Source organism: Streptomyces sp. ME02-8801-2C (assembly GCF_033793965.1).
GTDB lineage: Bacteria > Actinomycetota > Actinomycetes > Streptomycetales > Streptomycetaceae > Streptomyces.
In genome coordinates this window covers 60,712-84,461 of the sequence record NZ_JARAXP010000010.1, presented here as the reverse complement: position 1 = coordinate 84,461, position 23,750 = coordinate 60,712, and the positions used below count along the sequence as shown (strand labels likewise).

The 23,750-nt window shown below is 71.2% G+C and carries 20 protein-coding genes; 11 read left to right on the top strand and 9 right to left on the bottom strand.

Features of this window, described 5'->3' with window-relative positions; translation table 11 throughout:
- Positions 1 to 49 precede the first annotated feature (49 nt).
- The 4 genes from PV396_RS30230 to ssd form a co-directional block, all read right to left on the bottom strand.
- Complete coding sequence (locus tag PV396_RS30230; RefSeq protein ID WP_319210071.1) at positions 50 to 862, bottom strand: type II secretion system F family protein; 813 nt, start codon at positions 860 to 862, stop codon at positions 50 to 52.
- A 70-nt stretch (positions 863 to 932) separates the two neighbouring features.
- Positions 933 to 1,778: a type II secretion system F family protein gene (locus tag PV396_RS30225; protein WP_319210328.1), complete on the bottom strand. Its 846-nt coding sequence runs from the start codon at positions 1,776 to 1,778 to the stop codon at positions 933 to 935.
- Between the two features lie 20 nt (positions 1,779 to 1,798).
- Positions 1,799 to 3,004 (bottom strand): TadA family conjugal transfer-associated ATPase, encoded by a 1,206-nt coding sequence (locus tag PV396_RS30220; RefSeq protein WP_319210070.1) that lies wholly within the window; start codon positions 3,002 to 3,004, stop codon positions 1,799 to 1,801.
- On the bottom strand, positions 3,001 to 4,107 hold the full coding sequence (gene ssd / locus PV396_RS30215) for a septum site-determining protein Ssd (RefSeq protein ID WP_319210068.1): 1,107 nt from the start codon (positions 4,105 to 4,107) through the stop codon (positions 3,001 to 3,003). Before ssd ends, PV396_RS30220 begins: the two co-directional genes overlap by 4 nt.
- A 517-nt stretch (positions 4,108 to 4,624) precedes the next feature.
- Here ssd and PV396_RS30210 point away from each other — a divergent pair.
- A complete protein-coding gene (locus PV396_RS30210; protein WP_319210067.1) occupies positions 4,625 to 5,458 on the top strand; it encodes an HAD-IB family hydrolase in 834 nt (277 codons plus the stop codon).
- 377 nt (positions 5,459 to 5,835) lie between these two features.
- Here the strand turns inward: PV396_RS30210 and PV396_RS30205 are convergent, their stop codons facing one another.
- A complete protein-coding gene (locus tag PV396_RS30205) occupies positions 5,836 to 6,660 on the bottom strand; it encodes a Fic family protein (protein WP_319210065.1) in 825 nt (274 codons plus the stop codon).
- 108 nt (positions 6,661 to 6,768) lie between these two features.
- On the opposite strand from PV396_RS30205, the gene PV396_RS30200 reads away from it, so the two are divergent.
- Positions 6,769 to 7,752, top strand: a complete 984-nt coding sequence (locus PV396_RS30200) for an ATP-binding protein (protein ID WP_319210063.1) — start codon at positions 6,769 to 6,771, stop codon at positions 7,750 to 7,752.
- A gap of 118 nt (positions 7,753 to 7,870) precedes the next feature.
- On the opposite strand, the gene PV396_RS30195 is transcribed toward PV396_RS30200, so the two are convergent.
- Positions 7,871 to 9,139: a hypothetical protein gene (locus PV396_RS30195; protein ID WP_319210062.1), complete on the bottom strand. Its 1,269-nt coding sequence runs from the start codon at positions 9,137 to 9,139 to the stop codon at positions 7,871 to 7,873.
- Between the two features lie 306 nt (positions 9,140 to 9,445).
- On the opposite strand from PV396_RS30195, the gene PV396_RS30190 reads away from it, so the two are divergent.
- From PV396_RS30190 to PV396_RS30165, 6 genes are all read left to right on the top strand, one after another.
- Entirely contained in the window at positions 9,446 to 11,932 is a 2,487-nt protein-coding gene (locus PV396_RS30190; RefSeq protein ID WP_319210061.1) for a bifunctional SulP family inorganic anion transporter/carbonic anhydrase, read from the top strand.
- A gap of 194 nt (positions 11,933 to 12,126) precedes the next feature.
- Positions 12,127 to 14,082 carry an acetate--CoA ligase gene (gene acs / locus PV396_RS30185; RefSeq protein WP_319210059.1) on the top strand — a complete coding sequence of 652 codons (1,956 nt, stop codon included), beginning with the start codon at positions 12,127 to 12,129 and terminating at the stop codon, positions 14,080 to 14,082.
- A 167-nt stretch (positions 14,083 to 14,249) separates the two neighbouring features.
- Positions 14,250 to 15,701, top strand: a complete 1,452-nt coding sequence (nhaA, locus tag PV396_RS30180; RefSeq protein ID WP_319210057.1) for a Na+/H+ antiporter NhaA — start codon at positions 14,250 to 14,252, stop codon at positions 15,699 to 15,701.
- A gap of 65 nt (positions 15,702 to 15,766) precedes the next feature.
- A complete protein-coding gene (locus tag PV396_RS30175; protein ID WP_319210055.1) occupies positions 15,767 to 16,243 on the top strand; it encodes a phage holin family protein in 477 nt (158 codons plus the stop codon).
- Entirely contained in the window at positions 16,240 to 17,220 is a 981-nt protein-coding gene (locus tag PV396_RS30170) for an alpha/beta hydrolase (RefSeq protein ID WP_319210054.1), read from the top strand. Before PV396_RS30175 ends, PV396_RS30170 begins: the two co-directional genes overlap by 4 nt.
- Positions 17,221 to 17,348: 128 nt before the next feature.
- A complete protein-coding gene (locus tag PV396_RS30165; RefSeq protein WP_319210052.1) occupies positions 17,349 to 17,528 on the top strand; it encodes a hypothetical protein in 180 nt (59 codons plus the stop codon).
- A 39-nt stretch (positions 17,529 to 17,567) separates the two neighbouring features.
- On the opposite strand, the gene PV396_RS30160 is transcribed toward PV396_RS30165, so the two are convergent.
- The 3 genes from PV396_RS30160 to nth all read right to left on the bottom strand — a co-directional run bounded on the left by PV396_RS30160 (position 17,568) and on the right by nth (position 20,701).
- Positions 17,568 to 18,767: a MarP family serine protease gene (locus PV396_RS30160; RefSeq protein ID WP_319210050.1), complete on the bottom strand. Its 1,200-nt coding sequence runs from the start codon at positions 18,765 to 18,767 to the stop codon at positions 17,568 to 17,570.
- 13 nt (positions 18,768 to 18,780) lie between these two features.
- Positions 18,781 to 19,503, bottom strand: a complete 723-nt coding sequence (locus PV396_RS30155) for a CoA pyrophosphatase (RefSeq protein ID WP_319210048.1) — start codon at positions 19,501 to 19,503, stop codon at positions 18,781 to 18,783.
- A gap of 88 nt (positions 19,504 to 19,591) precedes the next feature.
- Entirely contained in the window at positions 19,592 to 20,701 is a 1,110-nt protein-coding gene (gene nth, locus PV396_RS30150; RefSeq protein ID WP_319210046.1) for an endonuclease III, read from the bottom strand.
- Positions 20,702 to 21,033: 332 nt separating this feature from the next.
- On the opposite strand from nth, the gene PV396_RS30145 reads away from it, so the two are divergent.
- The 3 genes from PV396_RS30145 to PV396_RS30135 all read left to right on the top strand — a co-directional run bounded on the left by PV396_RS30145 (position 21,034) and on the right by PV396_RS30135 (position 23,750).
- Positions 21,034 to 21,708, top strand: a complete 675-nt coding sequence (locus PV396_RS30145) for a Crp/Fnr family transcriptional regulator (protein ID WP_006382668.1) — start codon at positions 21,034 to 21,036, stop codon at positions 21,706 to 21,708.
- Between the two features lie 108 nt (positions 21,709 to 21,816).
- On the top strand, positions 21,817 to 22,896 hold the full coding sequence (locus tag PV396_RS30140; RefSeq protein ID WP_319210044.1) for a PQQ-binding-like beta-propeller repeat protein: 1,080 nt from the start codon (positions 21,817 to 21,819) through the stop codon (positions 22,894 to 22,896).
- Positions 22,897 to 22,916: 20 nt separating this feature from the next.
- On the top strand, positions 22,917 to 23,750 hold the full coding sequence (locus PV396_RS30135; protein WP_319210043.1) for a nucleotidyltransferase domain-containing protein: 834 nt from the start codon (positions 22,917 to 22,919) through the stop codon (positions 23,748 to 23,750).

Here is a 23,750-nt window from a genome sequence, read left to right as displayed (position 1 = left end):
TCTATGACCCGTTGTTGATGACCCGCTCCCGACTCGGGCACCGCTGACGTCATCCACCACCCCCGCCCAGCAACCCGTCCGCCAGCCCGATCACCACGGGCAGTACGCCGATCGCGATGAACGCGGGCAGGAAGCACAGCCCCACCGGCGCGGTGACCATGACGGCCGCCCGACGAGCGCGCTCCGTCGCGGTGCGGCCCCAGTCGGCGCGGGTGTCGGCTGCGATGCGGGCGACCGGTCCGGCCGTCGGTACGCCCGACTCATCGGCCCGCTCCAGCAGGCTCGCCAGGGGGCCGGCGCCCGGTATCGACGCCAACCTCCGCCAGGCTTCGGCCGGTTCACCGCCGAGCCGTACCTCCGCCGCGCCCCGCGCCAGCCGCTCCCCGACCGGCCCCACCAGCGCCTCGCCCACCGCCTGAGCCGCGATCACCGGCCCGGCACCGGCCGCGATGCACGCGGCCAGCAGGTCGGCGGCGAGCGGGAGTTGCCGTGCCGCCTCGGCCGCGTCGACGTCCTCCGCCGCCGGACCACCGGCCATCCGCCGCAGTCGCCACCGCCACAGTCCGAACCCGGCGACCGTCCCCACCACGACTCCGGCCACACCGCCGACCAGCACCCACCCCGCGCTCACCGCGCCCAACACGGGCAGCCACCGCCGTCCGACCTCCCGCGCCCCGAACCACCGTCCCCCCGCGGCGCGTCCCCGCTCCAACCCCAGTTCCGACTCGAGCTCGAGCAGCCGGGCCAGCCTCCGGCGCACCCTGCATTCACGCCGTACCGCCTCGATCCACCGCACCAGCCACCCCAGGGCCAGCAGGACGCCCAGGACTGCCCCCAGCCTGTGGAAAACCTCCGCGCTCACGGCGACTCCCTTCTCCGGCCACGCCCGACAGCCGTACGGACCCGGCCCTCTTCACTCACTCCGCCGGCCCTCACGCCGCTTCCGCTCCCCGCACGATCCGCAGCGCCCACCACAGCCCCACGCCCTCCAGCACCCCACCGACCAGCAGGCAGCCCAATCCGGCGCCGGTGTGGAGCAGGACCTGCAAGGGGTCGGCACCCAGAGCCGTGCCCAAGGCCAGGCCCAGCACCGGCAGGCCGGCGAGCATCACCGCCGTCGACCGGGCGCCCGCCAACTGGGCGCGCAGATCGGCGCGTTGGTCACGGTCGGCGCGCAGGGCCCCTTCGAGGCGGTCCAGCCCGGCCGCCAGGCCCGCGCCCTGGTCGACAGCCACCCGCCAGCACGCCGCGAGGCCCAACAGCCCCTCCGCGCCCGGTTGTCGGGCCGCCCCGGCGAGCGCCCCGGGTACGTCGCCGCCGAACCGCGCGGCCGCCAGCACCGACGCCTGTGCCTCCCCGAGGCCGCCGGAGTCGCGTGCCGCCCGCAGCAGCGCCTCCCCCGGCTGCCGTCCGGCGCGCACTTCACCGGCGAGCGCCGCGCACAGCGCGATCACCTCGTCACCCCGCCGCTCCCGCGCGTGCCGCACCTCACCGGCCCGCCGCACCCTGCGCAGCAACGGCACCCCGGCCGCGCCCACCACCGCCGGTACGACGGAGGCACCCAGCAGCGCCACCACCAGTCCGACGGCCACCGACCACCACTCGGCCCGCAACCTCCGCCGCAGGCGCCGCAGTTCACCGGCGGCCCGTGCCCACAGTGGAGGCCCGGCCCCCACAGCCCCGCCCCCGGCGAGCAGCAACTCCGCCCGCCGCGCCCCCGGATACCGCCCGCCCAGCAGCCAGCAGACCGCCCCCGCGAACACCACGGCCACACCCATCGCCAGCTCTCCCGTCCCTGTCACGCCTGTCCACTCCCCTGGCCCTTGTCGCCGCCGGCCCGGAGCAGCCCTCGCAGCCGCTCCCACCCCCGCTCGTACGCGAAGGCCTCCTCGCCCCACCGCAGCGCCGGAACCGTCACCACCAGCCCCGACGGATCCCGCTCCAGCACATGCACCTCGGCGATCCGGCGCCGCCCGGCCCGGTCACGGACGAGATGCAGGACCACTGACAACGCGGCCGCCAACTGGCTGTGCAGCGCGGTCCGGTCGAGCCCCGCGGCCGTACCCAGCGCCTCGAGCCGCGCCGGTACGTCCGCCGCCGCGTTCGCGTGGACCGTGCCGCAGCCGCTGTGCCCCGTGTTCAGCGCCGCCAGCAGGTGCACGACCTCGGCGCCTCGGACCTCCCCGACGGCCAGCCGGTCGGGCCGCATCCGCAGCGCCTGCCGCACCAGGTCCTCGAGGGTGACCAGGCCGGCGCCCTCCTGGTTGGCGGGTCTGGTCTCCAGCCGTACGACGTGCGGATGGTCGGGCCGCAGCTCCGCCGAGTCCTCGGCCAGCACGATCCGCTCACCCGGGCCGACCAGGCCGAGCAGCGCGCTCAGAAGGGTGGTCTTGCCGCACCCCGTACCCCCGCTGACCAGGAAGGACAGCCGGGCGTCGAGCAACGCCCGCAGGACTCTGTCGCCGCCCGGTGGTACCGTCCCCGCGGCCATCAGCTCCTCGAGGGTGAACGCGCGCGGCCGTACCACCCGCAGTGACAGGCAGGTGCAGCCCACGGCCACCGGAGGCAGTACCGCGTGCAGCCGGGTCCCGTCGGGCAGCCGGGCGTCGACCCAGGGCCGGGCGTCGTCCAGCCGCCGTCCGGCCACCGCGGCCAGACGCTGCGCGAGCCGTCGTACGGCGCCCGCGTCCGGGAAGGAGACGGCCGTCAGTTCCAGTCCGCCGCCCCGGTCGACCCACACCCGGTCCGGGGCAGCCACCAGCACGTCGGTCACCGACGGGTCGGCGAGCAGCGGCTCCAGCGGGCCTGTGCCGACAAGTTCGGACCTCAGCCGCTCAGCGGCGCCCAGTACTTCGGCGTCTCCCAGCACCCGCCCCTGCTCCCGCAGAGCCTGCGCCACGCGCGCGGGTGTCGCCTCGGCCCCGCTCTCGGCCAGCCACTGGCGGACGCCGTCCAGCAGTCCGGCGGACGCTGTCGGTCCCTCGTCCCAGCGCACGCCGTTCATACGCCACCTGCCTCGGCCAGCGCCCGCTCCCAGAACACCGTGCAGAACCGGGCCAGCGGGCCGCGCGCGGCCGCTCCCGGCGGTGCCTTGCCCTCGTGCGGGCGTGCCAGGGCCGATTCGACGGGTACCTCGCCCGCCAGGGGCAGGTTGAGCAGCCGGGCCACCTCGTGGTCGTCCAGCCCCGGTGTGTACGGCCCCCGTACCGCCACGCGCAGGTCGCGCAGGACCATGCCGACGGCGGACGCCACCCGGCCTGCCGCGGCGACGGCGCGCAGTTCGCCGGGGACGACCAGGATCCCCACGTCCAGTTGGGCGAGGACCTCCGCGACACCGTCGTCGATGCGGCGCGGGAGATCGACGACGACCGCGCCCCCGCGCCGTCTGGCCGCGGCGAGCACCGCCCGGACTGCTTGGGGCGGGACGGCCACGCAGTCGCCGCGGTCCCAGCTCAGCACCCTCAGGGAGTGCAGTTTCGGCAGCGACTCCTCCAGGGCGCCGCCGCCGACCCGGCCGCGCGAGGCGGCGAAGGCCGGCCAGCGCAGTCCGTCGGCCGTCTCGCCGCCGAGGAGCACGTCGAGCCCTCCGCCCAGCGGATCCGCGTCCACCAGGAGGGTGCGCAGGCCCTCGCGGGCGGAGGTGACGGCGAGCGCGCAGGCCAGCGTGGACGCCCCGGCCCCGCCCCGGCCCCCGATGACGCCGACGGTGAGCGCGGGCCTGCCCACGCCCTCGGCGACGTCGGCGATCCGGTCGACGAGCCACTGCTCGCCGTCGGGCAGCATCAGGACGTGATCGGCGCCGATCTCGACGGCCCGCCGCCAGACCCCTGAGTCGTCCTGGTCCCGCCCTACGAGCACCACTCCCCGTCGCCGCGCAGCCCCACGCACCCGCCGTACGGCGTCGTCGCCGACCAGGACGAGTGGGGCGGCCTCCCAGCCGCCGCCTTGCTCGGGCACCCCGTGGTGCACTTCGGGAGTGGCACCGGCCGCCGCGCACAGGCGCAGCAGGTCGTCGAGCAGGTCGGCGTCCTCGGTGACGATCAGCGGTCCGCTCTGCCGTCCCTCGGCCGCGGGCTGTTCGTTGTCGTGTGTGATGGCTCCCGCCATGTTTTCCGTCCCCCTTCGCATTTTGACGGCCGACGGAATCCGGCCAAACGCGCCCGACAATCGGTTCCGGCCACGAACTCGCCGCGAGGCGGGCCGCGTTGGAATCACGGTGCAACGAACCCGGAAATCGTGTGGATCTTGGTCGATATCTGTGGACAACTCGGTGGTTGTGAATATCGCCGTCACCCGAACAGGTGAGTACCGTTCGACTTTCCACAGAGCATCGCTTCAGCTACGCGCGGTGACAGATCATGGGCATGCAAAAAAGGCGGCCGGAGCCGCCTCGTCCGGCCACACGGCCGCTGAAACTGAGAGTGCGAAGGGGAAGAGACCCACCCGGACATGCGACGACCCCCGCCGGGGGGGAGAGCGGGGGTCGTCCCCACGGTTCGACTCGGGGGGGGAGGAGCCGGACCGGGTTAGCACGGTCGCGAACGATCCGTGACTTCCATGGTGTACCCGAGAGCCCTCTCAGGCAAACCCACGCGCCCCAGCTTACGCCGAATGGCGGGCGCATATGCTCTGCCTCGTGGAAAACCACTCCTTGCCCCGCACAGCCGCCTTCTTTGACCTGGACAAGACGGTCATTGCGAAGTCGAGCACGCTCACGTTCAGCAAGTCGTTCTACCAAGGCGGTCTGATCAACCGCCGGGCCGTCTTGCGTACCGCATACGCCCAGTTCGTCTTCCTGGCGGGCGGTGCTGATCATGACCAGATGGAGCGCATGCGCGAGTATCTGTCCGCGCTCTGCCGCGGCTGGAACGTCCAGCAGGTCAAGGAGATCGTCGCCGAGACCCTGCACGACCTGATCGACCCGATCATCTACGACGAGGCGGCCTCCCTCATCGAGGAGCACCACACCGCCGGCCGTGATGTGGTGATCGTGTCCACGTCGGGCGCGGAGGTCGTCGAGCCGATCGGCGACCTCCTCGGCGCGGACCGAGTCGTGGCCACGCGCATGGTCGTCGGCGACGACGGCTGCTTCACGGGCGAGGTGGAGTACTACGCGTACGGACCGACGAAGGCCGAGGCGATCAAGGGGCTGGCCGAGTCCGAGGGATACGACCTCGCGCGCTGCTACGCCTACAGCGACAGCGTCACCGACGTCCCCATGCTGGCCTCCGTCGGCCATCCGCACGCCGTGAACCCGGACCGCGCACTGCGCCGGGAAGCGGTCGCCCGCGGGTGGCCGATCCTCGACTTCCACCGCCCGGTCCGGCTGAAGCAGCGCCTGCCCGCCCTCTCCGTACCGCCGCGTCCGGCTCTGGTAGCCGCCGCCGCGATAGGCGCGGCAGCCGCCACGGCGGGTCTCGTCTGGTACGCGAGCAGGCGTCGCCCCTCGGTCGCGTGATCTCCGCGCCCGTTTACCGTCCTTTTGATCATAAAAGTAAAGAAGTACAGCCAGGCCTTCCGCTTACTCCGGTCCTGGAGTAGAAAGGACTTAACGGCCCGCGAGACCAAGGACATCCGAAAGGATCACCTTATAACGCATTTGGCCCACGGACCGCGCATGAACACCGGGCACCCACGCGACGTCGACCCGTCGATTACGGGCCAGCCGCACCAGGCCACGGGCAGAGTTCCCGACCTGATGGGCAAAAATCCGAGGACGCTTGGTAACCGGGTGAACATGCTGGCGGCGGTACGAATCCTCGTACCGCCGCAACCCGTTGAAGGCCCTCCGTGGAGGGCCTTTTCGCTTCCCTCGCTTCTCTTGTGCCGCTATTCCTAAGCCGCTCCGCGCTGCAGCGCCTCGCACACGGCCACCGATTCACGCGCGCCCAGTTCGACCGCCCGGCCGCAGTGGGCGATCCAGGCCGCCATGCCCTCCGGGGTACCGGAGACATAGCCGTCGAGCGCCGACAGATAGGCCGCGCGGCCCGGTTCGGCGTGGCCGACCTCGGCCGGACAGACGGACTTCGGGTCGAGCCCGCTGCCGACCAGGACGATCCGCTCGGCCGCGCGCGCGACGAGGCCGTTGTGGGAACCGAACGGGCGCAGCGCCAGGAGTTCGCCGTGCACGACGGCGGCCGTGACCAGGGCAGGAGCCGAACCGCCCGCGATGATCAGCTCCGCGAGCCCCTCCAGCCGTCCGGACACCTCGGCCGCGCTCGGCAGCGGCAGTTCGATCGTCGGCTCGTCGACCGGCTCGCCGTCCTGGCGCGGGCGCCCCACCTCCTCGCCCGTCCCCGCGGCGGCGACCAGATGGAGCCGAGCCAGCACGCGCAGCGGCGACTGGCGCCAGATGGAGAGGAGTTGGCCCGCCTCCGCGGTCAGCCGGAGTGACGCGCCGATGACGCGGGCCTCGTCGTCCCCACTGAAGTCGGTACGCCGGCGCACCTCTTCCAGAGCCCAGTCCGCCCCGGAGAGGGCCGCGGAGCCGCGCGCACCGCGCAGAGCCGCCTCACCGGTGATCTCGTTGCTGCGTCGCCGCATGATGCGATGCCCGTAAACCCGGTCCACGGCCTTGCGCACGGACTCCACGGAGTCGGCCACCCCGGGCAGTGCTCCCAGGGCCGCGAGCGGGTCGGCGGTCGCGCCTGTCGTACTCATGAGTACGACCCTACGCACTCCGGGGCACATGCCCCCCACCCACGAAGGAGTGGACTTCCTCACGCCCCCTGGACACGTTCGGCGTTCGCTCCACTACCGTTAGTGAACATGAAAATTGCTTTCGTCGGGAAGGGCGGCAGCGGCAAGACCACGCTGTCCTCGCTGTTCGTCCGCCACCTCACAGCCTCCGGGGCGCCGGTCCTCGCCATCGACGCCGACATCAACCAGCACCTGGGCGCCGCGCTCGGCCTCCACGACTCCGAAGCCGCCGCGATGCCCGCGATGGGCGAGCGGATGGATCTGATCAAGGAGTACCTGCGCGGCTCGAACCCGCGCATCGCCTGCGCCGACGCGATGATCAAGACGACCCCGCCCGGCGGGGGCTCGCGTCTGCTGCGGATCCAGGAGACCAATCCGGTGTACGACGCCTGCGCGCGGCCGGTGGAACTCGACGGGGGCGCCGTCCGTTTGATGGTCACCGGCCCGTTCACCGAGGCCGATCTCGGAGTGGCCTGCTACCACTCCAAGACGGGCGCGGTGGAGCTGTGCCTGAACCATCTCGTCGACGGCCCGGGTGAGTACGTCGTCGTCGACATGACCGCGGGCTCGGACTCCTTCGCGTCCGGCCTGTTCACCCGCTTCGACATCACGTTCCTCGTCGCCGAACCGACCCGGAAGGGAGTCTCCGTCTATCGCCAGTACAAGGAGTACGCCCAGGACTTCGGGGTCGCCCTGAAGGTCGTCGGCAACAAGGTGCAGAGCCAGGACGACGTCGACTTCCTCCGCGCCGAAGTAGGCGACGACCTCCTGGAGACGGTCGGCCACTCGGACTGGGTGCGCGCCATGGAGAAGGGTCGGCTCACTCGGTTCGAACACCTGGAGGACACCAACCACCGCTCCCTGCAGAGGTTGCGGACGGCCGTCGACGCCACGTACGAGCTGCGCGACTGGGAGCGCTACACCCACCAGATGGTCCACTTCCACCTGAAAAACGCCCACTCCTGGGCCAACGCCCGCACCGGAGTCGACCTGGCGGCCCAGATCGACCCCGACTACGTCCTGACCGAACAGATGACGGCAACAGCCGTCTGACGGCGACCACATTTGTCGGGGCGCAAAGCGCCCCCGACAGGGCGCGGGGAACCGCGCGCCCAGTCCCCACCACGCCGCGCCCAACGAACGACCCCGCCACCCCACACCCCCGACGGACCTACCGCGCAGCGCCTGGCACCCCCTTCGGCGCCGGCCCCGCCTGACCCGCCAAAAACGTCGCCCACCCGCCCTTCGGCGCCTCACCAACCCCCAGCGTGCGCAACTTCGCCAGGGTCTGCGGGTCCTGCGCGTCCAGCCAGTCGGCGAGCTGCCGGAAGGAAACACAGCGCACGTCGGGCTTCGTGCAGACCCGCTCGACGACCTCCTCGACGGCACGCATGTAGACGCCGCCGTTCCAGGACTCGAAGTGGTTGCCGATGAGCAGTGGGGCCCGGTTGCCCTCATGGGCGCGCTCGAAGCCCTTGAGGAGGCCGTCGCGGTACTGGTCGCCCCAGAACTCGTGCCGGCCCTTGTCGCCCGCGCGTGCCCCAGACTGGTTCATGTAGAAGTTGTAGTCCATGGTCAGCGTCTCGAAGCGGTGGCCGGGCATCGGGACGAGCTGCATGGACAGGTCCCACAGGCCCCGCTTCTTCGCTGGCCACAGCTGGTTGTTCACTCCGCTCGTGTCGTAGCGGAAGCCCAGTTCGCGGGCCGCGTTCATGAAGTTCTTCTGTCCTTCCAGGCACGGTGTACGGGCCCCGACGAGCTCCTTCTCGTAGTCGAAGGGCAGCGGGGACGCCTTCTTCATGCCCGTGGTGGTCTTCCAGGACTTCACGAAACGTTTCGCCTGGGCGATCTCGTTCTTCCAGTCCTCCACCGACCACTCCCCGACTCCGCCCCCTCGGCCGCAGAAGTGGCCGTTGAAGTGGGTGCCGATCTCGCTGCCCTCGAGCCAGGCGAGCCGCAGCTGCTTCACGGTGTCGGCGATGCCCTGCTCGTCGTTGAAGCCGATGTCGGAGCGGCCCGGCGAGTGCTGGGGCGGCCGGTAGAGGTCGCGCTTGTTCTCCGGGAGCAGGTACACACCGCTCAGGAAGTACGTCATCGTCGCCTTGTTGGCCTTGGCCACCTTACGGAAGCGGGAGAACAGCCGCTGGCTGTCCTCGCCGGCCCCGTCCCAGGAGAAGACGACGAACTGCGGCGGCTTCTGGCCGGGCTTCAGGCGCTCGGGCCTGGGCTGGTAGGGCTGGGCTCCGGTGTACGCGGTGGAGCCGTCGCCGATCAGCCGGACCGCGCTCCTGGGTGCCGGAGCCGGGGCCGCCTTCTTCGCACCGCCCGCACCTTCCTTCGCACCGGAGGAGCCGGTGGCTCCCGCTCCGCAGCCGGCGAGTGACGCGGCGCAGGCCGCGACGGCCACGACGCCCGCGGCGATCCTCTTGGTGACGGCCATGTCCGCCCACCTCTTCCTTCGTTCGGGCCGGCACTTTCGGGCGCGGCGCCGTCAAGATCGCACGGGACCGAGAAGGAATTAGTGCGACAAGCCGATCAAAAGTCCACTTCACTCATTGAAGTGATTCGTTACCCCATTTGCACCGAAAATACATACACGTCCTTTACCGTGCATTACGATTCGTTTACCGAGCGTTGAAGTATCCCGCCACTTGCACGCCGTGACCCACGGCCGCGACCCGCCCCCCGCCCATCGACGGGGGACCACCTGTTCCGCGACCGCGCTGCCCCGGAGGAGACGGGAAACATGTCTGCCTGCGTCCCCACTCGCGCCCCCGACCCGACTCGGACGAAGCGCATGCACCAGCCACCCAGCCCCCCATCACCCCCGACCCCACCCCGCCGCTTCCGCGTCGAGGGCGCCGATCTGTCGGCCTCGATCGCGGTCTTCCTGATCGCCCTTCCGCTTTCCCTGGGCATCGCCCTCGCCACGGGCGCCCCGCTCCAGGCCGGCCTGGTCGCAGCGGCCGTCGGCGGACTCGTCGCCGGCCGGCTCGGCGGCTCCCCGCTCCAGGTCAGCGGCCCCGCCGCCGGTCTCACCGTCGTCACCGCCGACCTCATCCAGCGGTACGGATGGCGTACGACCTGTGCCATCACCGTCCTCGCCGGGCTCGCCCAGCTCGGCCTCGGCTGCCTGCGCGTGGCCCGTACGGCGCTCGCCGTCAGCCCCGCCGTGGTCCACGGCATGCTCGCCGGGATCGGCGTGACCATCGCCGTCGCCCAGCTGCACATCGTCCTCGGGGGTACGCCGGAGAGCTCGGTCCTCGACAATCTCCGCGCGCTGCCCGCCCAGTTGGCCGGGCTGCACCCCGCCGCCGTGGTGATGAGCCTGTTGACCCTGACCCTGCTGATGGCCTGGCCGAGGCTTCCCGGCCGGGCGGGGCAGGTGCTACGCAAGGTGCCGGCCGCGCTCGTGGCCGTCAGCGGCGCTACTCTCACCGCCTCGCTCGCCGGGCTGGTCCTCCCCAAGGTCGACCTGCCGTCCTGGCGCAGTCATGCGCTGGCCGGGCTGCCCGAAGGACCCGCACTCGGCGTCGTCGCCGCCGTGCTCACCACCACCCTGGTGTGCAGCGTGCAGTCGCTGCTCGGCGCGGTGGCCGTGGACAAGCTGGCGGCCTCCCGGCCCGAGCTGCTGGCCGGACGTGCCGACGGCGGCCGGGCGGCGAGCCGCGTCGGCCGCTCCGACCTGGACCGCGAACTCCTCGGCCAGGGCGCCGCCAACGTCGTGTCCGGCGTGCTCGGCGGGCTGCCGGTGGCGGGCGTGGCGGTAAGAAGTTCGGCGAATGTGCAAGCCGGTGCCGTGAGCCGGAACTCCACGATGCTGCACGGCGTTTTCGTAGTAGTCGCCGCGCTGCTGATGGTTCCGATCCTGGAGCTGATCCCGCTCGCCTCACTCGCCGCCCTGGTGATGGCCGTCGGTATCCAGATGGTGTCCCTGCACCACATTCGCACGGTTACCCGCCACCGCGAGGTCCTGGTCTACGCGGTGACGACCCTGGGCGTCGTCCTGCTCGGCGTCCTCGAAGGGGTGTTGCTGGGCGTCGCGGTCGCCGTCACCGTCGCCCTGAACCGCCTCGCCCGTACCCGGATCACCCATGAGGAAAGGCACGACGAGACAGGAGGAGTCCATTACGTACACGTACGAGGGCAGTTGACGTTCCTCGCGGTGCCCCGGCTCAGCCGGACCCTGCACCTCGTGCCCCAAGGGGCGAGCGTCGTCGTGGAGTTGGACGGCTCGTTCATGGACCACGCGGCGTACGAGTCACTGCAGCACTGGCAGAGCACGCACATCGCGCAGGGCGGCACCGTGGAGGTGACCGGCCGCGCGGGAACCCGCATCGCCGAGCCGGCCAACGCCTCCGACTGCCGCTGTCGGCCCTGGACGCCCTGGCGCAACCATCAGTGCGAGGTCCCGGAGTCCGGGCAGCAGCGGGGGGAGACGTCGAACGGGTCGGGCGGGGCGGGCGGTGCCGTCGGCTCAGCCGGTTCACCGGGTTCGTCCGTTTCGGTCGGCTCGTCGAGCTCGGTCGAATCGGGGTCGTCGTCGGGTGCCGTCGAGCCGAGTGGGCATCAACTGGCGCGCGGGATCAGCGCGTTCCAGCGGAACACCGCGCCGCTGGTGCGCGGTGAGCTGGCCAGGCTGGCGCGCGAGGGGCAGCAGCCCTCACAGCTGTTCCTGACGTGTGCCGACTCGCGCCTCGTCACGTCGATGATCACGTCCAGTGGTCCCGGCGATCTGTTCGTCGTGCGGAACGTCGGCAACCTGGTGCCGAGGCCCGGCGAGGAGAGCGGGGACGACTCGGTGGCGGCCGCGATCGAGTACGCGGTGGACGTACTGAAGGTGCGTTCCATCACCGTGTGCGGGCACTCCGGGTGCGGGGCCATGCAGGCGCTGCTGAGCATGGAGCCCGACGGGGCACCGACGCCGCTCAGGCGGTGGCTGCGGCACGGGCTGCCGAGTCTGGCGCGGATGGCCGCGACGGACCGGCCCTGGACGCGGCTCGCCGGGCGGGCGCCCGCCGACACGGCCGAGCAGCTCTGCCTGACCAATGTGGTCCAGCAGCTGGAGCATCTCCGGGCGCACGAGTCGGTGGCCCGGGCGTTGCGGGAGGGCGTGCTCGAGCTGCACGGGATGTACTTCCATGTGGGTGAGGCACAGGCGTATCTGCTCACCGGTGTGGTGGACGGCGACGAGGTGTTCGATCATGTGCGGGCGGCGGGACTGCCCGCCTGACGGAGAGGGGTGAACCGGGCGGCCATGGCGTACGTGACCTTGGTTGTCACCCTCGCCAAGAGGCGCGCCGACGACAGCGACCCCAGAAGGGTTAAAGGTCTAGACCTATTTTTCGTCGGCCCTTGTCAGCGGGCCCCCCGGTCTGATGAGCTGTCGCCCGGGACACAACGGACACCCTGGGAAAGGGAGATGTCGTGAGCAACGAAAGCCTGGCCAACCTGCTCAAGGAAGAGCGCAGGTTCGCGCCACCCGCCGAGCTGGCCGCGAACGCCAACGTCACGGCGGAGGCGTACGAACAGGCCAAGGCTGACCGGCTCGGCTTCTGGGCCGCGCAGGCCCGCCGGCTGACCTGGGCCACCGAGCCGACCGAGACACTGGACTGGTCCAACCCGCCGTTCGCCAAGTGGTTCAAGGACGGCACCCTCAACGTCGCGTACAACTGCGTCGACCGGCATGTCGAGGCCGGGAACGGCGACCGGGTCGCCATCCACTTCGAGGGGGAGCCCGGCGACAGCCGCGCGATCACCTACGCCGAGCTCAAGGACGAGGTCTCCAAGGCCGCCAACGCCCTGCTGGAGCTGGGAGTCCAGAAGGGCGACCGGGTCGCCGTCTACATGCCGATGATCCCGGAGACGGCGATCGCGATGCTCGCCTGCGCGAGGATCGGCGCCGCGCACTCCGTCGTCTTCGGCGGGTTCTCCGCGGACGCGCTCGCGACCCGCATCCAGGACGCCGACGCCAAGATCGTCATCACCACGGACGGCGGGTACCGGCGCGGCAAGCCGTCCGCGCTGAAGCCCGCCGTCGACGCCGCCGTCGAGCGCGTCGACAACGTCGAACACGTGCTCGTCGTCCGCCGTACAGGGCAGGACGTCGACTGGCACGAGGGCCGGGACGTGTGGTGGCACGAGGCCGTCGAGCGGCAGAGCGCCGAGCACACGCCCGAGGCGTTCGAGGCGGAGCAGCCGCTGTTCATCCTCTACACCTCCGGTACGACGGGTAAGCCCAAGGGGATCCTGCACACCTCCGGCGGCTACCTCACCCAGGCCGCCTACACCCACCACGCCGTCTTCGACCTCAAGCCGGAGACCGACGTCTACTGGTGCACCGCCGACGTCGGCTGGGTCACCGGGCACTCGTACATCGTGTACGGACCGCTGGCCAACGGCGCGACCCAGGTCATGTACGAGGGGACGCCGGACACCCCGCACCAGGGCCGCTTCTGGGAGATCATCCAGAAGTACGGCGTGACCATCCTCTACACGGCGCCCACCGCCATCCGTACGTTCATGAAGTGGGGCGACGACATCCCCGCCAAGTTCGACCTCTCCTCCCTCCGGGTGCTGGGGTCCGTGGGCGAGCCGATCAACCCCGAGGCGTGGATCTGGTACCGCAAGCACATCGGCGCCGATGTGACGCCCATCGTCGACACCTGGTGGCAGACCGAGACCGGCGCCATGATGATCTCCCCGCTGCCCGGCGTGACGGAGACCAAGCCGGGATCCGCGCAGCGGGCGCTGCCCGGGATCTCCGCCACCGTCGTCGACGACGAGGCGCGCGAGGTGCCCGACGGAGGCGGCGGCTACCTGGTGCTGACCGAACCGTGGCCGTCCATGCTGCGCACCATCTGGGGCGACGACCAGCGCTTCCTCGACACCTACTGGTCCCGGTTCGAGGGCAAGTACTTCGCCGGTGACGGCGCGAAGAAGGACGACGACGGCGACATCTGGCTGCTCGGCCGGGTGGACGACGTCATGCTCGTCTCCGGGCACAACATCTCGACGACGGAGGTCGAGTCGGCGCTGGTGTCCCACCCCTCGGTCGCCGAGGCCGCCGTCGTGGGTGCCGCCGACGAGACCACCGGACAGGCCATCGTCGCCTTCGTCATCCTGCGCGGCACAGCCTCCGAGACCGAGGGTCTCGTCGCCGAACTGCGCAACCACGTCGGCGACACCCTCGGCCCGATCGCCAAGCCCAAGCGCATCCTGCCGGTCGCGGAGCTCCCCAAGACCCGCTCCGGGAAGATCATGCGCCGGCTGCTGCGTGACGTCGCCGAGAACAGGGAGCTGGGTGACGTCACCACGCTGACCGACTCCACCGTCATGGACCTCATCCAGACAAAGCTGCCCGCGGCGGGCAGCGAGGACTAGAGAGCGGGCTGAAAGAGGGGCTTCCTCCGGACGGCGCTTCCCGCGCACCTTAGGTAGGCTAAAGACCGCGTCAACAACGCGACAAGATCCGCGAGGATCGCCAAAGGTGCGCCGGGAAGTCTGGTCGGCATGTGTTCCGTGCTGCCCACCGACCGGAGGATCCCCCCGTGGCCACCCCCCGTAACGCCAGCCGCAAGCTCCTCGGACGGCTCTCCCTGCCCGAGCGGACGTTCGTCGCGGACGCGCTGCGGACCGAGACCGTCGGCGGGGTACTGCTGCTCGTCGCCGCCGTAGCCGCGCTGATCTGGGCGAACACACCGGCCAAGGACACCTACGAGGCCGTCCTCGGCTTCCATGCCGGGCCCGCGGCCCTCGGACTCGACCTCTCCCTCCAGCACTGGGCCGCCGACGGACTGCTCGCCGTCTTCTTCTTCGTCGCCGGCATCGAACTCAAGCGCGAACTCGTCGCCGGGGATCTGCGCGACCCGAGGGCCGCCGCGCTGCCCGTCGTCGCCGCCCTGTGCGGAATGGCCGTACCGGCGCTCGTCTACACCCTCACCAATGTCACCGGCGGCGGTTCGCTCGCCGGTTGGGCCGTGCCCACGGCCACCGACATCGCCTTCGCGCTCGCCGTGCTCGCCGTCATCGGGACGTCCCTGCCGAACGCCCTGCGCGCGTTCCTGCTCACACTCGCCGTCGTCGACGACCTCTTCGCCATCCTGATCATCGCCGTCTTCTTCACCTCCGACCTGAACTTCGCCGCGCTCGGCGGCGCGCTCGTCGGCCTCGCCGTCTTCTGGCTGCTGCTGCGCAAGGGCGTACGCGGGTGGTACGTGTACATCCCGCTCGCGCTCGTCATCTGGGGGCTGATGTACAACAGCGGCATCCACGCCACCATCGCCGGTGTCTCGATGGGCCTGATGCTGCGGTGCACGACCCGGACCGAGGACGGGGAGGAGTGCTCGCCCGGTGAGCGCGTCGGACATCTGGTGCGCCCCCTGTCGGCCGGGTTCGCGGTGCCGCTGTTCGCCCTGTTCAGCGCGGGTGTCTCGGTGTCCGGCGGGGTGCTGGGGAACGTGTTCACGCGGCCGGAGACCCTCGGTGTCGTGCTCGGGCTGGTCGTCGGGAAGACGCTCGGGATCTTCGGCGGGACCTGGCTGACGGCCCGTTTCACCCGGGCCTCGCTCAGCGACGACCTGGCCTGGGCCGACGTGTTCGCCGTCGCCTCGCTCGCCGGAATCGGGTTCACGGTCTCCCTGCTGATCGGTGAACTCGCGTTCGACGGCGACCCGGCGCTCACCGACGAGGTCAAGGCAGCCGTCCTGTCCGGCTCGCTCATCGCCGCGCTCGCCGCGACCGTACTGCTGAAGATCCGAAACGCCCGGTACCGCCGACTGTGGGAGGCGGAGGAGCGCGACGAGGACCTCGACGGCATCCCCGACATCTACGAGGAGCACGATCCGGCGTACCACCTGCGCATGGCCGACATCTACGAGGGGAAGGCGGCAGAACACCGGCGCATCGCACGGCTCAAGGCCGCCGAACTGGAGGCCGCCGAGCGGGACCGGCTTGCCGAAGTGGCGGGCGGGGCGGGCGACGTGGGTGACGGTCCGGCATGATCTGACACGTAGATGTCGGACAGGCAGTCAGACAGCAAGACGACAAAGACAACAGGGAGACCTCGATGAGCGCACCCGACGGCAGCCCGGTCGGCGCCGAACGCAGCATCGGCCAGTTGTTCGCCTCGGCGACGACCGAGATGTCCGCGCTGGTGCACGACGAGATCGCACTGGCGAAAGCGCAGCTCAAGCAGGATGTGAAGCGCGGCGCGACAAGCGGCGGCGCGTTCACGGTGGCCGGTGCCGTACTGCTGTTCTCCCTTCCGATGCTCAACTTCGCACTGGCGTACGCCATTCGGACGTGGAGCGACTGGAACCTCGCGGTCTGCTTCCTGCTGTCGTTCGCCGCGAACGTCCTCCTCGCCGTGCTCCTGGTGCTGATCGGCGTGGTGTTCGCGAAGAAGGCCAAGAAGAGCAAGGGCCCGCAGAAGGTCGCCGCGTCCGTGAAGGAAACGGCGGGCGTCCTCCAGAAGGCCAAGCCACACCCCCGGCCCGCCCCGGTGAGTGACGGGGTCGAGGTTGTGGCACGCTCGTCCTCATGACGGACCCCGCCACACCCCCGGCGCAACCCGCCCCGGCCCAACCCACCCCGACACAGCCCGCCTCGGTCGTACGGCTCGACCTCCCCGGCGGACGCGAGGTGATCCACCGGGATGTCGCCGCGAACGGCGCCCGGTTCCACATCGCCGAGCTGGGCGACGGGCCGCTGGTCATGCTGGTGCACGGCTTCCCGCAGTTCTGGTGGACATGGCGGCACCAGCTGGCCGCCCTCGCCGACGCCGGTTTCCGGGCCGTCGCCCTGGACCTGCGGGGCGTGGGCGGCAGCGACCGTACGCCCCGGGGTTACGACCCGGCGAACCTCGCCCTCGACATCACGGGCGTCGTACGGTCCCTCGGTGAGCCCGACGCCGCGCTGGTCGGCCACGACCTGGGCGGATACCTGGCGTGGACGGCGGCCGTGATGCGCCCCAAGCTGGTCCGGCGGCTCGTGGTGTCCTCGATGCCGCACCCCCGGCGCTGGCGCTCGGCGATGCTCTCCGACGTCAGGCAGACGGCCGCCGGTTCGTACATCTGGGGGTTCCAGCGGCCCTGGCTGCCCGAGCGGCAGCTCGTCGCGGACGACGGCGCGCTCGTCGGGCGGCTGATCCGGGACTGGTCAGGGCCGCGGCTGCCCGACGACGAGGCGGTGGACACGTACCGCGCGGCCATGTGCATCCCGTCCACCGCGCACTGTGCGATCGAGCCGTACCGCTGGATGGTGCGCTCCATGGCACGGCCGGACGGCATCCAGTTCAACCGGCGCATGAAGCGGCCGGTGCGGGTGCCGACGCTGCATCTGCACGGCTCACTCGATCCGGTGCTGCGTACGCGCAGCGCGGCCGGCTCCGGGGAGTACGTCGAAGCGCCGTACCGCTGGCGTCTGTTCGACGGGTTGGGGCACTTCCCGCACGAGGAGGATCCGGTCGCGTTCTCGACGGAACTCGTCAACTGGCTGAAGGATCCCGAGCCGGACCGGTGAGCACGCCGGTACGCCCGGTATCCGAGAATTGAACACCTGTCCTACGGTCGGCCAATTGCCCGGCGCATAGGCCAATTAGGGGCCCATGGGGCGGTTATCGACCTTGGGGCAGGGGCAGACGTCGAGGTATGGGCTGGACGCACGACTACAGTGACGTAGCACGCAATCGCCGCTCGGACCATGGTCTGAGCGCCCACCAAGGAGGGTCCCCGCACATCGCGGGAACGGATCTGAGGGTGGGAATCCCGCGCATTCTGCGCCGCCGTGCCCGCTGGGTCTCGGTGCGCCTGCGCCACCCGCGCCCCTGAGCACCGCGCCGAACCCGGACCCGTACCGCCGGTCCGGGCTCAGAGCGCGCAGCTGTCGCTGTCCACCTGCTGGCCGGCGAGGCGCCCCTGGTCGATGTCCTCCTGGATCTCGTCCGCCGTGAGCGCGTAGCCGGTCTCCGGGTCGTCGAGGGACTTCGCGAAGACCACGCCGTACACCTTGCCGTCGGGCGTGAGCAGCGGGCCGCCGGAGTTGCCCTGGCGGACGGTCGCGAACAGGGAGTAGACATCGCGGCGCACCGTGCCGCGGTGGTAGATGTCCGGGCCGTTGGCCGTGATGCGACCACGCACGCGCGCGGGACGGACGTCGTACGACCCGTTCTCCGGGAACCCGGCGACGATCGCGCTGCTGCCGCTGCTCGCGTCGTCGGTCGTGAACCGCAGCACGGGCGCGCGCAGATCCGGTACGTCGAGTACGGCGATGTCGCGCTTCCAGTCGTAGAGGACGACCGTCGCGTCGTACTTCCTGCCCTCGCCGCCTATCTGGACGGTGGGTTCGTCGACGCCGCCGACCACGTGCGCGTTGGTCATCACGCGGCGCTCGCCGAAGACGAAGCCGGTGCCCTCCAGGACCTTGCCGCAGCTCTGGGCGGTGCCCATGACCTTGACGATGGAACGCTGGGCGTTGACGGCGACAGCGCTGTTGGCGAGCGCCGGGTCGGGCGGGTCGACGTCCTTGATGGGCTCGTCGGAGAACGGGCTGAAGACCTGCGGGAAGCCGTTCTGCGCGAGGACCGAGGTGAAGTCCTTGAACCAGGTGTCCGCGTCGGAGGGCAGCACCTCCTGCACCCCCGCCAGCACCTTGGAGCCGCGGACCTCCTTGCCCACCGTGGGCATCGTGGTCTGCGCGAGGGCGGCCCCGATCAGCCAGGCGACGAGGAGCATCGCGACGACATTGACGAGGGCCCCGCCGGTCGCGTCGATGGCGCGCGCGGGTGACCAGGTGATGAATCTGCGCAGCTTGTTGCCGAGATGGGTGGTCAGGGCCTGGCCGACGGACGCGCAGACGATCACGATGACCACCGCGGCGACGGCGGCGGTCGTGTTCACCTCCGCCGCGTCGGTCACGCCGTCCCAGACGACAGGCAGCAGATAGACCGCGACGAGACCGCCCCCGAGGAAGCCGATCACCGACAGGATGCCGACGACGAAGCCCTGGCGGTACCCCACGATCGCGAACCACACGGCGGCGACCAGCAACAAGATGTCCAGCACGTTCACATGGGCCACCCTGTCACGCGTGCCAGTCCAGCGGGACCTGCTTGTTTCTGTCCCAGGGGCGCTCCCAGCCCGAGTAGTGCAGCAGACGGTCGATGACTCCGGCCGTGAAGCCCCACACAAGGGCCGATTCGACCAGAAATGCCGGACCTTTGTGGCCACTTGGGTGCAGGGCGGTCACCCGGTTGGCCGGGTCCGTGAGATCCGCCACGGGAACCGTGAAGACCCGCGCCGTCTCGTTCGGATCGACGACCCCGACCGGCGACGGCTCACGCCACCAGCCCAGCACGGGCGTCACGACGAAGCCGCTCACCGGGATGTAGAGCTTGGGCAGTACGCCGAAGAGCTGGACGCCGGCCGGATCGAGCCCGGTCTCCTCCTCGGCCTCGCGCAGGGCGGCCCGCAACGGACCGTCGCCCTGCGGGTCCCCGTCCTCGGGGTCGAGGGCGCCGCCGGGGAAGGACGGCTGACCGGCGTGGGAGCGCAGCGAGCTGGCCCGCTCCATGAGCAGCAGCTCGGGCCCGCCGACGCCGTCAGGGGTGTCGCTCTTGCCCTCACCCTCCCCGAAGAGGATCAGTACGGCGGACTGCCGGCCGCCGCCGTCCTCGGGCGGCAGGAAGCGGCTCAACTGGAGCGGCTCGACCGTCTCGACGGCGTGCACCACCGGATCGAGCCAGCCGGGCAGGCCGTCCCTGCTGAGCGTCACCTCGCCGCCCTGTGTGTTGCTCGCGCGCGTCACCGCCACCCCCGTTCTGCTGCTTCCAACGCCTGCGGCCACCCCGTTGGTTCCGGTTCCGTACCCGATGACGCCGTACGACCGCCGGGCCTCATCCGGCCCCCAGCGGGGGCGCCGGGATGCCGCCCGCGTCGAGGTAGGCCTGCGGCGGGTTCAGCCGCTGGCCGGGGAAGCCGCCCTTCTCATACTTCAGGAGCTTCCGCGCCTTGTCCGGGTCCGTCTCGCCCTCCCCGTACGCCGGGCAGAGCGGGGCGAGCGGGCAGGCGCCGCAGGCGGGCTTGCGGGCGTGGCAGATACGGCGGCCGTGGAAGATCACATGGTGCGACAGCATCGTCCAGTCGCTCTTGGGGAAGAGCGCGCCGACTGCGGCCTCGATCTTGTCCGGGTCCGTCTCCGCCGTCCACTGCCAGCGGCGCACAAGCCGCTGGAAGTGCGTGTCCACGGTGATGCCGGGGCGCCCGAAGGCGTTGCCGAGCACGACGAAGGCGGTCTTGCGGCCCACGCCGGGGAGTTTGACGAGGTCTTCGAGGCGCCCGGGCACCTCGCCGCCGAACTGCTCCGAGAGCGCCTTGGACAGCCCTATGACGGACCTGGTCTTGGCCCGGAAGAAGCCGGTCGGGCGCAGGATCTCCTCGACCTCCTCGGGGTTGGCGGCGGCCAGGTCCTCGGGGGTGGGGTACTTGGCGAAGAGGGCGGGGGTCGTCTGGTTGACGCGCAGATCGGTGGTCTGGGCGGACAGGACCGTGGCGACGAGCAGTTGGAAGGGGTTCGCGAAGTCCAGCTCGGGGTGGGCGTACGGGTAGACCTCGGCGAGCTCCCGGTCGATCCGCCGGGCCCGCCGCACGAGCGCGGTACGCGACTCGTTGCGGGGCGGCTTCGCGACGGCGGTCTTGGAAACGGCAGTCCTGGATGCGGTTGCCGGCTTCGCGGGGGCGGCCTTCTTCGCCGCAGCCGTCTTCTTGGCCCCAACCGCCTTCGTGACCGCAGCCGTCTTCTTGACCGCAGCCGCCTTCTTCGCCGTCTCGGTGGCAGCCCTTTTGGCCGGAGGTGTCCCCTTCGCCGTAGGAGCCTTCCCGACCGGCCCGCCGGACAACGCGGACCCCTCTCCCGGAGCGCCCTCCGGGGCGCCCCCGGACGCTCCTCTTCCGGCCGTCCCAGCCACCTCCGTCGCCCCGGTCACCTGCTTGGCGGCTTTCTTCACCGACATCACCTCTGCCGCTTTCTCCGCATTCCGGCCCCCGCCCGTGCCCTGTTCGCCCACAGCGGAATCACCCCCTGCGGCCACCCACCCAGCCCCCTTGGCCTGTGCTCTCACCGGCGATTTGGACACCCGGCCAGCCTAGAGCCCGGCACTGACATCCGCCCCGGACCCTGAAGATCGGCGCCCAATTGGCCCCCTGCCACACTGATCGGGACACCCGTACGGCATCCTTGTGACAGATCACACTGTTTGGACCGCCCGGCAAGATGGGGAACACGGTCCCCGTCGACCGGGGAGCAAGATCCCCTGAGCAGGTGACAAGGAGAGAACTCGTGGACGACGTTCTGCGGCGCGCCCCGCTCTTCGCGGCGCTCGATGACGAGCAGGCCGCGGAGCTCCGCGCCTCCATGAGTGAGGTGACCCTCGCGCGCGGTGACGCCCTGTTCCACGAGGGCGACCCGGGTGACCGGCTCTACGTGGTCACCGAGGGCAAGGTCAAGCTCCACCGCACGTCACCGGACGGGCGCGAGAACATGCTGGCCGTCCTCGGCCCCGGCGAGCTGATCGGCGAGCTGTCGCTGTTCGACCCGGGCCCGCGCACGGCCACGGCCACCGCGCTGACCGAGGTCAAGCTGCTCGGCCTCGGCCACGGCGACCTCCAGCCCTGGCTGAACGCCCGCCCCGAGGTGGCCGCCGCGCTCCTGCGCGCCGTCGCCCGGCGCCTGCGCAAGACCAACGACCAGATGTCCGACCTGGTCTTCTCCGATGTGCCGGGCCGTGTCGCGCGCGCCCTGCTCGACCTCTCGCGCCGCTTCGGCGTGCAGTCGGAGGAGGGCATCCACGTCGTGCACGATCTGACGCAGGAGGAGCTGGCGCAGCTCGTCGGCGCCTCCCGCGAGACGGTCAACAAGGCGCTCGCCGACTTCGCCGGCCGCGGCTGGCTGCGCCTGGAGGCGCGGGCCGTGATCCTGCTGGACGTGGAGCGCCTCGCGAAGCGTTCGCGTTAGCCGGGAGCCGTCCGTACGCGTACGAGGGGCCCTGCCGCATGGCGGGGCCCCTCTCGCGTTCGACGAGAACGACGAGAACGTGTGGAACGGAATCAAGGGGTGGGTGGGATGCACCAGGACCGAGCGCCCGAGTCCGTCTGGGCGGCGCCGGAGCCCCCGAAGCGCCGGTTGCGCCTGTTCCGCCGGGACCCGGAGGCGCCGACGCTGTGGCAGTCCGAGTTCGAACAGCAGGACCAGGGCGAGCCGCTCGGCCTGTGGGCGACGGACGAGGCGGTGGCCCTGGTCCGCTTCGACCGCGTGACCGCGTACGCACCGGCGACCGGTGAGCCCCGCTGGACCTGGCAGCCGCCGGGCCGGGACGTGATCGTCCGGGTCGCCGAGGACACCCGGGACGGCCTGGGCGTCGTCCTGCACCACGACGACGGCCAGCACGGCGCCACGCACGTCCGCCTCACCGCCCTCGACCTCGGCTCCGGAGCCGTCGCCTGGTCGCGCGAGCAGCCGAAGGACCGGCTGGGATACATCGGCGCCGACCACGCGCGCGAGGTGGCGATCGGCGGCGGCCGAATAGCGACCGTCACCGGCGGCAAGGCGGACGCGCCGCCGGTCGTCCGATGTCTCGACGCGCGTACCGGCGCCCAGCAGTGGGAGCGACCGCTCCCGGACGACTGGGGCGACTCGTTCTCCGTCCTGGCGGCCGAGCCGCCCGTCCTGTCCGTCCGTAACAGCGGCAGGCGCTCCCGCCCCCGGCTGTACGTGGTGCGTGAGGACGGCGAGTGGTACGTCGAACTCCCGGACGGATACAAGGACTTCGGGCCCGCCGTCGCCGTCGTCGGTGACACGCTCGCCGTCGGGCTGGAACCGGAGGACCCCGCCGGAGACGACGAGAAGAGCGCCGACACGGTCCTGCGCGCGTACTCCGTCGCGACCGGCGAGCAGCTCTGGGAGTGGCGCACCGATCACGGCCGTACGCTCCATCCGCTGGCCCACCGCGGGTACTTCATGGTCGGCAACGGCTACGGCAGCCGGGCCACCGTCCTCGACCCCGCCGACGGCCGGACCGTCGCGGAACGCAGGCTGCCCGGCTTCAGCTACCGGGCCCGGTACGCCGCCTGGGACGACCGACTGGCCGTGGTGTGCCACGCGGTGAGCGAGACACGGCGCGTGCGGGTGTTCCGCTGGAAGTGACGTGATGTGACGTGACCGGAATGGCAGCGCGTCCGGGGCTGGACCAGCAGGGTTTCATCGTCCGCGAGGGCTCCCTCGCGCGCGTGCCGCCCGCCTTCCGGCCCGTCGTCGACGCGGCCCGTGGCCGGATCGTCGCCCTGTTCGGGGAGCGGCTGCACAGCGCGTACCTGTACGGGTCGGTTCCGCGCGGCACCGCGCGCGTGGGACGCAGCGACCTGGACCTCCTGCTCGCCCTGCGCGAGGAGCCCACGGAGGCGGACCGGGCGACTGCCGGTGCGCTGGACGCGGCGCTCGACAGGGAGTTCGAGCAGATCGACGGCTCCGGCACCCTGCTGGTCTCGCGGGCACAGGTGCTGAGCGACCTGGAGAGGCACGACCTGGGCTGGTTCCTGGCCTGTCTGTGCACGCCCCTCCTCGGTGCGGACCTCGCTGAGCACCTGCCCCGCTACCGCCCCGCCTCCATCCTCGCCCGCGAGACCAACGGCGACCTGGCCCTGTGCCTGCCCCGCTGGCGGCGCCTGATCGCCGAGGCGACCGCACCGGGGGCGCCTGCGGGGGCGGTACGCGTACGCGTGCGGGGCATTTCGCGCCACCTCGTACGCACCGGCTTCACGCTCGTCATGCCACGCTGGGACGGTTGGACCAGCGACCTGTACGAGATGGCCGAGGCGTTCGCCGCGTACTACCCGCGATGGGGTCCGCGCATGAGGGAGGCGGCGTCACTGGGCCACGAGCCGACGGACGATCCGGCCGTCCTGCGGTCGTTCCTGCGCTCGCACGTCGAGGAGCTGGGCTCGTGGCTGGCGGAGGAGTACGCGCGCGTGCACGGCGTCAAGACGCCCAGGCCCACCTGA